Annotated in this window: 10 protein-coding genes and 1 pseudogene; 6 read left to right on the forward strand and 5 right to left on the reverse strand. The window is 58.8% G+C overall.

Going from position 1 to position 11,465, the window contains the following annotated elements:
• The 4 genes from PMI28_RS26095 to PMI28_RS26080 form a co-directional block, all read right to left on the reverse strand.
• Positions 1–656 (reverse strand): NtaA/DmoA family FMN-dependent monooxygenase (locus PMI28_RS26095; protein WP_007982086.1); only part of this gene is annotated, 656 nt, incomplete at its 3' end.
• 27 nt (positions 657–683) lie between these two features.
• Positions 684–1,652: an ABC transporter substrate-binding protein gene (locus tag PMI28_RS26090; RefSeq protein ID WP_007982088.1), complete on the reverse strand. Its 969-nt coding sequence runs from the start codon at positions 1,650–1,652 to the stop codon at positions 684–686.
• A gap of 276 nt (positions 1,653–1,928) precedes the next feature.
• Positions 1,929–3,512, reverse strand: coding sequence for a rhodanese-related sulfurtransferase (locus tag PMI28_RS26085; RefSeq protein ID WP_007982090.1), 1,584 nt, complete (start codon positions 3,510–3,512; stop codon positions 1,929–1,931).
• The gene (locus tag PMI28_RS26080) at positions 3,509–4,117 is read right to left on the reverse strand and encodes a cysteine dioxygenase (RefSeq protein WP_007982091.1); all 609 of its coding nucleotides are present in this window, start codon (positions 4,115–4,117) and stop codon (positions 3,509–3,511) included. Before PMI28_RS26080 ends, PMI28_RS26085 begins: the two co-directional genes overlap by 4 nt.
• A 230-nt stretch (positions 4,118–4,347) precedes the next feature.
• On the opposite strand from PMI28_RS26080, the gene PMI28_RS26075 reads away from it, so the two are divergent.
• On the forward strand, positions 4,348–5,253 hold the full coding sequence (locus tag PMI28_RS26075) for a LysR family transcriptional regulator (RefSeq protein WP_007982092.1): 906 nt from the start codon (positions 4,348–4,350) through the stop codon (positions 5,251–5,253).
• Positions 5,254–5,376: 123 nt separating this feature from the next.
• Positions 5,377–6,171, forward strand: coding sequence for a class II aldolase/adducin family protein (locus PMI28_RS26070; protein WP_007982093.1), 795 nt, complete (start codon positions 5,377–5,379; stop codon positions 6,169–6,171).
• 179 nt (positions 6,172–6,350) lie between these two features.
• Here the strand turns inward: PMI28_RS26070 and PMI28_RS26065 are convergent, their stop codons facing one another.
• Positions 6,351–7,439, reverse strand: coding sequence for an LLM class flavin-dependent oxidoreductase (locus PMI28_RS26065; RefSeq protein ID WP_007982094.1), 1,089 nt, complete (start codon positions 7,437–7,439; stop codon positions 6,351–6,353).
• Between the two features lie 383 nt (positions 7,440–7,822).
• Here PMI28_RS26065 and PMI28_RS26060 point away from each other — a divergent pair, with 383 nt between their 5' ends.
• The 4 genes and pseudogenes from PMI28_RS26060 to PMI28_RS0128235 form a co-directional block, all read left to right on the forward strand.
• Complete coding sequence (locus PMI28_RS26060; RefSeq protein WP_007982095.1) at positions 7,823–8,707, forward strand: ABC transporter permease; 885 nt, start codon at positions 7,823–7,825, stop codon at positions 8,705–8,707.
• Position 8,708: 1 nt separating this feature from the next.
• Positions 8,709–9,509 (forward strand): ABC transporter ATP-binding protein, encoded by an 801-nt coding sequence (locus PMI28_RS26055; protein ID WP_007982096.1) that lies wholly within the window; start codon positions 8,709–8,711, stop codon positions 9,507–9,509.
• Between the two features lie 37 nt (positions 9,510–9,546).
• Positions 9,547–10,572 carry an ABC transporter substrate-binding protein gene (locus PMI28_RS26050; RefSeq protein ID WP_007982097.1) on the forward strand — a complete coding sequence of 342 codons (1,026 nt, stop codon included), beginning with the start codon at positions 9,547–9,549 and terminating at the stop codon, positions 10,570–10,572.
• A gap of 188 nt (positions 10,573–10,760) precedes the next feature.
• Positions 10,761–11,066: pseudogene (locus PMI28_RS0128235) on the forward strand (MotA/TolQ/ExbB proton channel family protein); the annotation flags it as partial.
• Positions 11,067–11,465: the final 399 nt, after the last annotated feature.

Here is an 11,465-nt window from a genome sequence, read left to right on the forward strand (position 1 = left end):
GTGCCAGCCTGGAAAATCACCGGCTGGCCCTGCCGGGACCGGGCGATGTTGAGCGGGCCCTTGACCGAGAAAAACTCCCCCTTGTGCTCCAGGGCATGCAGTTTCCCGGGGGTGAAGAACTCGCCGCTTTGTTTGTCATAGGCGAAGGCATCGTCCTCCCAGGAGTCCCACAGGCCCTTGACCACATTCACGTGTTCTTTGGCGATGCGGTAGCGCACGGCGTGGGGCGGGTGTTCGGTCTTGCCAAAGTTATCGGCGGTACCGCTGAGCCAGGACGTCACCACGTTCCAGCCTGCGCGACCACCGCTGATGTGATCCAGCGAGGCGAATTGACGGGCGACCTGGAACGGCTCGGTGTAGCTGACCGTGACGGTCGCTACCAGACCGATGTTGTGCGTCGTGGCCGCCAGCGCCGAGAGGATGGTCAACGGCTCGAAGCGGTTGAGGTAGTGCGGGCTGGATTTCTCGTGGATGTGCAGGCTGTCGGCGATGAATACGAAATCGAATTTGGCTGCCTCGGCCAGTTGAGTCTGTTGCTTGTAGAAACCGAAATTCACGCTTGCGTTGGGCTGGGCTTGCGGGTGACGCCATTCGCCCCATCCGTGACCGACGCCATGGACCATTGCACCGAGTTTCAGTTGGCGTTGTTTGCTCATGGTTCTACTCCTGAATCCGTCGCATCGTTATCGAGATGCCTGGTTGAGTTGGGCACGCTTGGCGTTGAAGCTCTTGTCGAAGCCTTGGGAAACATCGATGTGTTTGCCGAGAATTCCTTCTTCCTGATAGATGTCGGCGGTGGTTTGCAGGCCGCCGATGACTTGGTCGTCGATCTGCACCGGTTGCATGTGCGTGCCCTTGGCCACAGCGATGTGCACGTCCAGCGGCAAGCCGGTAACGCGCGCCTGGGCGGCGGCATATTCCTCGGGATGGGCGTTGGTCCAGCGGTAGGCGCGATCGACCCTGGCGACGAAATCGTCCAATTGCTGACGTTTGCCGGCGATGGCCTGGCTGGTGGCGGCGAAGTACAAATGATTGGTCAGCAAGGTTTCGCCGCTGACCAGCACTTTGGCCTGGCTTTGGGTGGTGGAAATGGTGGTGTAGGGATCCCACGTCGACCAGGCGTCCGCGCTGCCGTTATCCAGCAGGATTCGCGACTCACTCGGCAGCAGATAGATGAAGTGCACGTCGTGGGTGCTCAGGCCGGCACTGCGCAGGGCTTTGATCGCCAGGAAGTGGCCGATGGAGCCGCGGGTGGTGACGATCTTTTTGCCCTTGAGGTCGTTGGCATTGTTGAGCGGCGAATCCTTGGGCGCGAGAATGGCCGTGGTGTAACGACCTTCGGCATGCACGATGCTGACGACCTTGATCGGCGCACCGGCACCGAGAGCGAACACGTAGGGCGCATCGCCCAAAGCACCGATGTCCACGGCCCCGGCGTTCAATGCTTCACCGAGGGGGGCGGCGGCCGGAAACTCGGAGAACTGGATGTCGTAGGGCACGTTCTTCAGCTCGCCCGAGACCTCCAGCAGCACTTTGATCGTGGATTTCTGATTGGCCACCAGCAGCGGCTGAAGGTCTGCGGCGTGGGTGGTTGCACAGAAGGTGAGGGCGCCGGCGATCAACAATCGTTTGAGGGGCAGGGTAAAACTCATGACGGCGTACTCCAGGCGGATCTTGCTGAGTGGGGTCACCTCCGCCTGGAGAAGGGGTCGGTCTGGCTTTAACGTTATTCCTATAAAAATCGTCTGTGAAATTCTTTTTGGTTATATGTTAATTATTAAATAAAGTAATCATTTTTATTTGTAATATGCGCAAAATATATTTTATGAGGCCGCGACCCTTTAGGTGAGCCTTGAAAAAAGAAGGGGGAGGTGTGGAGCTGGAGGGCTTCCTGTGCCTTGCACAGGGCACAGGAAGCGAGGGGCGCGTCAGATGACGAAAAAGCCATGGGTGCCGTCGCGGGCCAGTTGGTCCACCAATCCGAACTCCCAGTCCAGATAGGCTTGCATCGCTTCACGCGCATTATCGGTCCCTTCATAAGGGCGGCGATAGCGGTCGATGCGCGGTGAGGCCAGGTGAGTTTCACCTTCTTCCAAGGGTAGCTGCGCGGCAATCCAGCCGGCGGTGCCGCCCTTGAGCAAAAACACCGCTTTGCCGGTCAACGCCTCGACCTCGGACACCGCGAGTCGCGCCAACTGGCTACTGCCGCAAGTCAGAACATAGCGCTCGGCTGACGGCACCTTGGCCAAGGCCTCGCTCAGTTGCGCGCGCAAGGCCCACCATGCGCCGGGGATATGGCGTTTGACGTAGTTGGCGCTGCTGGTGAAATCCAGTAAGACAATGTCGCCATGTGTCAACCATTCGGCCAGGGTCTCGGCGCTGATTTCCTCCGCCTGCCGTTGCGCGGGAACGGGCGCCTGCCACGTACCTTTTTCGCTGAAGTGCGCAGGTTGCAGGTCATCGAGCACATGCACTTCCCAGCCCAGTTGCGCGAGCCAGGAAGCCGACATGTTGGCCCGCACGCCATCGTCATCGACCAGCACCAGACGCGCGCCGCGCACACTGGCGAAATGGTCGGTTTCCTGCACCAATTGGCCACCGGGTGTCGAGCGGGCGGCGGGCAGGTGGCCGGCTTCGAATTCTTCCGCAGTGCGCACGTCGAACAGGTAGGTGCTGCGGGTCGGCTCCTGTTGCCAGCGTTGCAGGTCCGCCAGGGTGGCGCGGCCTACCCGGGCTTTGTCAGCGACGCGACGGGCATCGCGGGCGGCAATTTGCCGATGCTCTTCGCTGGTCGGCGCGAATTGGCGCGACTGCCCATGCTGCAGTTTCTGTCCTGCGAGCGTCCAGCCAATGGTGCCGTTGCGCAAGGCCGAAACCGGGTTGGCGATGCCGGAGTTGATCAATGATTGAGTGCCGATAATGCTGCGGGTACGACCGGCGCAGTTGACGATGATGCGCGTGGCCGGGTCCGGTGCCAGTTCCCGGGCACGCAGCACCAGCTCGGCCCCCGGTACGCTGATGCCGGTGGGAATGCTCATGGTCTGGTATTCATCGAAGCGCCGGGCATCGAGCACCACCACGTCAGCCTCACTGTCGAGCAGTGCATGGACTTCTTCCGCCGCCAGGGAGGGCGTGTGACGTTGGTTCTCCACCAGTTCGCCGAAGGCTTTGCTCGGCACATTGACGTCAATGAACAACTCGCCACCGGCGCGGCGCCACCCGTCCAGTCCACCTTCGAGCAGGCTGACATGGGTGTAGCCCAAGTCTTGCAAGCGCTGCGCGGCGATGCTCGCCAGCCCTTCACCATTGTCGTAGACGGTCACCCGGGTATCGCGCCTTGGAATCCGTGAGTACACCTCAAGCTCAAGCTTTGATAATGGAATGTTGGCCGCGAACAGCGGGTGTGATTCGGCGAAGGGCGCTTCTTCGCGCACATCCACCAGTGCCAGTTCTTCACGGTTCAGCAGCGCCTGGCGTATTTCGGCGTAGGAGCGGGTGAGTGCAGTGCTCATAGGGCTTGGCTCTCTTTGGACAGATCCCAGATATTGGGGAGAAAGGCGTTGGAGTAACCGGAGATGAACAGCTTCTCGCTGCCGTCGTCCTGGTACACCGCGCGGCGCACGGCCCCGATGTTGGCACCGTAGACATGGATGCTGATCGAGACCTGATCATCAAAGGCGTTGCTGACCTGGTGAATGTCACCGATTTTTGGTGACACCGCTTCAACTTGGCCCGGCCGCAGTTGCACACGGCTACCGTCGGTGATCAAGGCACCGTCGCTGTTGCGCTGGAAACCTTGCGAATACTCCGCGCCGCGCAACATGCCGATCAGCCCCCAGACCCGATGGTCATGGATCGGTGTGCTTTGCCCAGGCCCCCAGACAAAACTGACGATACTGAACCGCTGCCGTGAATCGGCATGCAGCAGGTATTGCTGATAGCGCTCGGGGTCTGGTTGGGCAAAATCTTCAGGCAGCCAATCGTCATGGCTGACCAATTGACCGAGTAGTTTGCCGCCGCGATGCAACAGATCGCCCTCGCGAGGGTTGCCGTCGATCAATTCCGCCAGGGCGCCTATGAATGCTCTGAGTCTCTCCGGGTGTCGGGCCTGGGTCATGGCGATTCCATCGTTCGTTGTGAAAGTTGACCCTTTGATTTAAGCATAATGTTTTATATCAATATGCGATTGTTTAATGATTAGGTTATAGCTGAAAGTAATTTATAACCCTATCGCATAGCGCCAGACGTTATTGATCGATCGCCCTGCGTGGGGCGGGCTATCCTTCTCTCGACAATGGAACTATGCTTTTCAGACATCTTATTGACTGTTCTCTATGTGCGGGCCAAATGAAAATTGATGATATCGACGCCTTTGTCGAAGTGATTCGTTGCCAGTCCATCAGCCATGCCGCCGAGTCGCTGCAATTGACTCAGCCGGCCATCACGCGGCGCGTGCAGAACTTTGAGCAGGCGTTGGGCGTGGAGTTGTTCGACCGCAATACCAAGCCCTTAAAGCCCACGCTGATCGGTACGCGGGTGTATGAACAGTGCCGTTTGATCTTGCGGGAAATGGATGCGCTGCGTGAACTGGTGGCCACCGACGCACCACCCACCGGGTTGTTACGCCTGGGCGTTCCGCAAACCATTGGCGATGTGGTGCTGCTCGATGCGCTCAAACATTTGCGAATCGAGTACCCCGAGCTGCGCGCTCAGGTGGCCACGGGTTGGGGCAGTCAGTTGGTCGCAAAGATCGAGCGCGGTGAGCTGGACGCAGCGGCGGCACTGTTCCCGGCCGGCAAGATTTTCCCGGACAACATTGTCGGCGAATCGATTGGCAAGATGGAACTGGTGGTGGTGTGTGCCAAGTCCCAGTTGCCCAAGCGTCAGTGCAAGCTCGCCGACGTTTACCAGAGTGGCTGGATTCTCAATCCCGATGGCTGCGGTTTCCGCGCCGGGCTGCAGCGAACCCTTTCGGACCAAGGCCTGGCCTTGCGGGTAAATCTGGAAACCTTCGGCACCGAACTGCAACTGGGCCTGGTCGCCGACGGTATGGGGCTGGGGTTGGTGCCGCGTCCGTTGCTGGAGCGCAGCGCTCATTTCGAGCAGTTGGCGGTGATGCCACTCAAGGATTTCAAGCCAGTGATGGACCTGTGGCTGATCTATCCGCATTTTCTGGGCAATCTGCAAGGGCCGGTCGATGCCTTTGGCAAGCTGGTCGCCGGATCACTGCAGAAAATCAAGCGTGCAGCGTGATGATCGGCCCGAAATATAATAAAAAAAAATAATAATTAGCTTAGATTAAAATGTGCTTTTTATTATTTTTTGCCTTCCCATAGGCTTGCTGGAGATCCTTAAGGCCATCCAGGAAGTTTTGCCATGAGTAGCGTCAGTCCGTTATCCAGCGTCTCGAAAAGTGTTCGCCAACGGGTCAGTCCCGAAGAATGGGAAGTGCGTGTAAAACTGGCTGCGGCCTATCGGCTGGCGGCCCTGTTCAAGTGGACCGACCACATCTATACGCATTTTTCCGCGCGGGTGCCGGGGCCGGACGAGCATTTCCTGATCAATGCCTTCGGGTTGTTGTTCGACGAAATCACAGCTTCCAATCTGGTCAAGGTCGACATTGACGGCACCATCGTCGATGACCCCACTGGGCTCGGCATCAATCCTGCCGGTTATGTGATCCACAGTGCGATTCACGCGGCGCGTCCGGACCTGCAAGCGGTCTTGCATACCCATACCCGCGACGGCATTGCGGTGTCCGCTCAGCGCGACGGGTTGCTGCCGATTTCCCAGCATTCGATCGGTTTTTCCGGGCGGGTGGCTTATCACGGTTACGAAGGAGTGGCGCTGGATCTGGACGAGCGTGAGCGTCTGGTGGCGGATCTTGGCGATAAAAGTGTGTTGATCCTGCGCAATCACGGTTTGCTCACTGCGGGCGTCAGCGTTGAGCATGCGTTTCACCAGCTGCACGGACTGGAGCGGGCCTGCAATATTCAGATCGCGGCGCAGGCTGCTGGTAACGTCGAGTTGATCTTCCCGCCAGCCGAAGTGGTGGCCAAGGTCGAGAAACAGGCCGAGGTGTTCAAGAGCGGCGACGGGCCGGGTGTAGCGCGGCACTGGGATGCGTTGATCCGTCAGTTGGAGCGCAGCGATAGCGACTACAAGAACTGAGTTTCTCCCCAAAGGGCTACGTGGTGGACGTAGCCCTTGTGGCTCCCCCGAAGCAACTGTGGGAGCGACGGTGCGGCGATCCGACTTGCTCGCGATATTGGATTTTCAGTCAACATCCCTGTTGAATGTGCAGCCCTCATCGCGAGCAAGCTCGCTCCCACATCAGTTACTCATCGCGATCAAGCGACTTTTTCTGCGTTTTGCCGTTCACGCTCTGCCACCAGCTTGCGGGTCAGCGGGATCAGGCGCTTGCCATAGTCGATGGCGTCCTCAAGCGGATCGAAGCCACGAATGAGGAACGTGGTGATGCCCAGGTCGTAGTAGTCGAGCAAGGCTTCGGCCACTTGTTCCGCAGTGCCGACCAGTGAGGTCGAGTTCCCTTGTGCACCCAGCAGCCCGGCGATACCGGTCCACAGTCGCTTATCCAGGCGAGAGCCTTGGGCGGCAGCGGCGAGCAGGCGACGCGAGCCTTCGTTGGGTGGTTCGCGGCGCACAAAACCGTTCTGCTCGGCTAGCGCGGTGGCCTGTTGCAAGATGCGTTCGGCACGCTCCCAGGCCTGGTCTTCGGTGTCCGCCAGAATCGGGCGTAATGACAAACTGAAGCGAATGCTACGACCATGTTTGGCGGCCTCGGCGCGCACTTGCTTCACCACGTCGCGTACTTGTTCGTAGGTTTCGCCCCACAGCGCATACACGTCCGCATGTTTGCCCGCCACTTCGATGGCCGCCGTCGATGAGCCGCCGAAGTACAAGGGAATGTGCGGTTGTTGCGGTGACTTCACAGCGGAGTGCGCGCCTTCGACCTGGTAATACTTGCCCTCATGGTCGAAGGGTTTTTCGCTGGTCCATTCCTGACGCAGCACGTCGAGGTATTCGTCAGTACGCGCATAGCGCTCGTCCTTGTCGATGTAGCTGCCATCGGCGCGCAGTTCCCGATCATCGCCGCCGGTGATGATGTGTACGGCGGTGCGCCCGCCGTTGAAGACGTCGAGTGTGTTGAACTGCCGTGCGGCCAGGGTCGGGGCGGCAAAACCCGGTCGATGGGCAATCAGGAACTTGAGGTTTTTCGTCACGCTGGCGGCGTGCGAGGCAATCAGCGTGCTGTCCGGGCTGTTGGAGTGGAAGGCCACCAAGGCCCGATCGAACCCGGCCTCGTCATGGGCACGTGCGACCTTTTCCACGTATTCGGGCTGCAGAGTGGGGCCGCTACGAGGGTGGATTTCCGAAGAATGGTGACCGCCGATGTAGCCGATGAATTCAATCGTCATGGGGAGTTCCTTGTCGTTGGATAGGCGTGATTCAAGCCTCCACCTGGCATTGGGGTCGGTCTGTAGAGCCAAAAATAGGCGTGGCGGGTGAGGCTGTGAAATGCCGTTTGGTTCTAAGTTAATTATTAATATACAGAATGATGATAATTACACTGTATGAAATGTATGCATATTTAATAATGCCTACCCTGCAGCCCGCGGCGGGCAAGGAAGGTGCGTATTTATTATGCAAACAATTTATCAGGCTGATCTGTTATCTGATTTTTAATCATATTAGGTTATTCCTAAAAAGAATTTCACTGATGTTTTTTATGCGAATAGCATGAAAACCGAAGCTGACGCATGGCACCTCTGGCCATGTTCTTTATGAGGAAGGAAGCCTGATGACTGAAAAGATCTTCGATACGCAGAGCACCCGTGGCTCGTTTTCCGTCAACAAGGCAGCCCGCCACACAGGTGAGTTGCAGGGCGCATCGAGGCTGCTCCCCAATTGGTTGCGCAATTGGCGGACACCTGAAGTGTTGCTGCGTTTGCTCAGCCCGATCGCGCTGTTGCTGTTATGGGAACTGGCGTCACAAGCGGGGCTGATCCCGCAGCGCGTCATCGCGGCGCCCTCGCAGATTGGCGGCACGCTCTGGGCGATGATTGCATCCGGCGAACTGGGAAAGCACTTGTTGGTATCACTGCAACGGGCGCTGGTGGGCTTGAGTATTGGCGTCAGCATTGGTGTGGTCGCGGCTCTGATCAGTGGGTTGTCCAAGCGCGGCGAGGTGATACTCGATTCGCCGCTACAAATGCTGCGCACCATTCCTTCGCTGGCGTTGGTGCCGCTGTTCATTCTCTGGTTCGGTATCGGCGAATTCACCAAGATTGCGCTGATCGTCACCGGTACGACGTTCCCGGTGTACCTGAACCTCTTCGCCGGCATTCGCAACATCGACCCCAAGCTGATCGAGGCCGCCAACACCCTGGGTCTCAATCGTCGCGAGTTGATCTGGCATGTGATTCTGCCGGGTTCCTTGCCCTCATTCTTTGTCGGCCTGCGCTACTCCCTGGGGATTTCCTGGCTGGCGCTGGTGTTCGTCGAGCAAATCAACACCACCGCCGGCATCGGCTTCCTGGCCAGTGATGCACGGGACTTCATGCGCACCGATGTGATCGTGATCTGCCTGCTGATTTACAGCGTCCTGGGTCTGTTGATCGACGGGCTGATCCGTACTCTTGAACGTTTTGCCCTGGCCTGGCGCCCATCTTTTGTGAGGAACTGATATGTCGAGCATCGATCTTTTGAACACGACGAAATCTGCACATTCGCCAGCACCGGTACAACTGCGCAATGTGGTGCGCCAGTTCGGCCAGCAGCGGGTCATCGATGGCCTGGATCTGGACATCGCCCCCGGCGAATTCGTCGCGTTGCTGGGGGCCAGCGGTTCGGGCAAGACTACTTTGCTGCGCAGCCTGGCCGGGCTCGACAGTATTGATAGTGGTCAATTGGTTGTGCCGAAGGCGAGGGCGGCGGTGTTTCAGGAGCCTCGTCTAATGCCCTGGAAGCGCGCCTGGAAGAACGTGGTTCTCGGTCTGCACATCCCGGATGCCAGGGCTCGCGCGGTGCAGGCACTGACTGAAGTGGGACTGGCTCATCGGCTCGAAGCCTATCCGGCCACGCTCTCCGGCGGTGAAGCTCAACGCGTGGCACTGGCCCGCGGTTTGGTCCGCGAGCCCAAACTGTTGTTGCTGGATGAACCGTTCGCCGCACTCGATGCGTTGACCCGGATTCGGATGCATCGGCTGATCATCGAGTTGTGGCGTAAGCACACGCCGGCGGTGTTGCTGGTCACCCACGATGTGGATGAAGCCATCCTGTTGGCTGACCGGGTCATCGTGCTGGCCAATGGGAAGATCGCCGACCAATTGACCATCGATCTGCCCCGGGCCCGAGACACCGGCCAAGAAGGTTTTCAGGCCATCCGCGCGCGGTTGCTGGGTTTGTTGGGCGTTGAAGTGGAAACCGTTGCCGTCGCTGAGAGCCGGGCACCCAATACTTCGGTTCGGCGTTTCGCCCATGGTTGATTTCGCTTCCAGTCTTTTGATCCAGGGAGGGGCAGCCATGTCGCTACGCGTATGGAAGTCTGCAGCTGTGTTGCTCTCGGGAGCCGCACTGCTGCTTGGCGGTTGCGGCGAAACAGTCGACAACAAAACGGCATCCACTGTCCGCTCAGACTTGTCGGGTGTGACGTTGGTATTGGGCGATCAAGCCAAAGGCTTGCGCACCGTGGTCGAGGCAGCGAATGCGCTGGAGGGTATCGACTACAAGGTCGAGTGGGCGAACTTCCAGGGCGCGGCGCCCTTGTTCGAAGCCTTGCGCGCCGGCGCCGTCGATCTGGCCCCGGCCGGCGATACCCCGGTGCTTGCGGCGGCTACCGGCGGTACGCCGTTGCGCATCGTCGCCGTTCGGCGCAGTCAATCAAGAGGGATTGCGATCCTGGTACCCGCCGATTCGGCCATTCATGGCGTGGCGGATCTGAAAGGCCGAAACGTTGTGGTGTCTTCGGCCCGAGGCAGCATTTCCCAGTACCTGTTGATTCGCGCACTGGCCAATGCCGGGGTTGACGAGAAAGACGTCAGCGTCGGCTTCGTCCTGCCGACCGACGCCCTCGCGGCGTTCAATGCCGGCAAGATCGAAGCTTGGGCCACGTTCGGTATCTATCAGGCGTTTGCCGAGCAGCAGGGCGCGCGGGTGCTGATCAGCGGCGAGGGCATCAATACCGGGCTGACCTTCATTACCGCCTCGGATGAAGCCCTCACCGACCCGCTCAAGCGCAAGGCGCTCAGTGACGTGTTGCAGCGTTTCGCCATGGCGTTCGAGTGGGCCCGGCAGAATCCTGACGAGTACGCCCGGGTCTTCGCCAAGGTCAACGACATTCCGCTGGACGTCTCGCAGCGCCTGCGCAGCTGGGGCGATGAATCGCTGTTGCCGGTCGAGCCGCGGGATATTGAGGCCTTGCAGCAAGTCGATGATCTGTTCGTGGCAAAGAACATCTTTCCCCATCGCGTCAACGTGGAGAAGCTCACGGACACCGCGGTGTTTTCATCGGTGCCACTTACGGTGACTCAGTCGGAGCCGGCACGGTAGTCCAAGCTTCGACGCATTCAATCTGAAGCTTTACAGGAGTCTATCAATTGGCAATGTCTAGAGCGCCACAAGTGCCCTGAGGGTGTTTCAGCACCCGGCACCCTACGGTGAGTTGCTCGACCTCGGCCGGGGCTTCCGGGACGACGCATCACTACAACTGATCCAATGCCTTGTTGGAAAGCCTGACCATGAACCTGATCGCATCAAATTTCGAATCCATCGAACACGCCGTCATCTGGCTGTTGATCCTCCTTTCCGTCGCGACTTGGGGCCAGGCCTTGCTCAAGGATTTGCAGTTCACCCGCCTGAAGATACAAGACCGCAAATTCCATTAGCAATTCTGGGTCGCTTCCAGCCTGGATTTGGCCGCCGAACTCGCCCAGGACCAACCCTGCGCGGCGCTGGTTGGCTATGCGGCGACTCAGCTGAGTGACAACCAGAACACCGATCTCAGTCAGTCGATCAACCATCAGGACCGTCTCGAACGTGCCTTGGCCGGCAGCAGGGGCAGTCAGCTGACGGCGAACACGCTGTCCATGCCTCGCAGCACAGAGGCCCTGAGGGCGTACTTTTCATCGGAGGAGGGGAAAAATCCTTCAACACTGGCGTAGCAGTGCTTCGGAGCGCTGGATGGATTCGGGGCTGTTGAGTTTTTCGACCTGGTTGCGTTCGTGGGAAGCTCTGCTCGTGGAAACGAAGATCTTTCGCCCATCGCGTTGATGTGAAGAAGTTCACGGACGCTCCAGTTTTTTTTGACTGAGCCGTTGGTGTTGATGCCAGCATCCTACTCAAGTGTTTAGGTCAGAAACGGCCTTACGGCTTCTAATCTCCACGTCCTATCGTTTCGAAAATTGAAGCACCAACGCTGGCCGAAACGCTGTATCAGATGTGGC

Origin of the sequence: Pseudomonas sp. GM48, from assembly GCF_000282335.1 — a bacterium.
Classification (GTDB): domain Bacteria; phylum Pseudomonadota; class Gammaproteobacteria; order Pseudomonadales; family Pseudomonadaceae; genus Aquipseudomonas.

What these genes read in the sequence shown, in the direction of transcription:
- PMI28_RS26090 (WP_007982088.1), bottom strand. Translation starts at nt 1,652, where the DNA reads ATGAGTTTTACCCTGCCCCTCAAACGATTGTTGATCGCCGGCGCCCTC.
- PMI28_RS26085 (WP_007982090.1), bottom strand. Translation starts at nt 3,512, where the DNA reads ATGAGCACTGCACTCACCCGCTCCTACGCCGAAATACGCCAGGCGCTG.
- PMI28_RS26080 (WP_007982091.1), bottom strand. Translation starts at nt 4,117, where the DNA reads ATGACCCAGGCCCGACACCCGGAGAGACTCAGAGCATTCATAGGCGCC.
- PMI28_RS26075 (WP_007982092.1), top strand. Translation starts at nt 4,348, where the DNA reads ATGAAAATTGATGATATCGACGCCTTTGTCGAAGTGATTCGTTGCCAG.
- PMI28_RS26070 (WP_007982093.1), top strand. Translation starts at nt 5,377, where the DNA reads ATGAGTAGCGTCAGTCCGTTATCCAGCGTCTCGAAAAGTGTTCGCCAA.
- PMI28_RS26065 (WP_007982094.1), bottom strand. Translation starts at nt 7,439, where the DNA reads ATGACGATTGAATTCATCGGCTACATCGGCGGTCACCATTCTTCGGAA.
- PMI28_RS26060 (WP_007982095.1), top strand. Translation starts at nt 7,823, where the DNA reads ATGACTGAAAAGATCTTCGATACGCAGAGCACCCGTGGCTCGTTTTCC.
- PMI28_RS26055 (WP_007982096.1), top strand. Translation starts at nt 8,709, where the DNA reads ATGTCGAGCATCGATCTTTTGAACACGACGAAATCTGCACATTCGCCA.
- PMI28_RS26050 (WP_007982097.1), top strand. Translation starts at nt 9,547, where the DNA reads ATGTCGCTACGCGTATGGAAGTCTGCAGCTGTGTTGCTCTCGGGAGCC.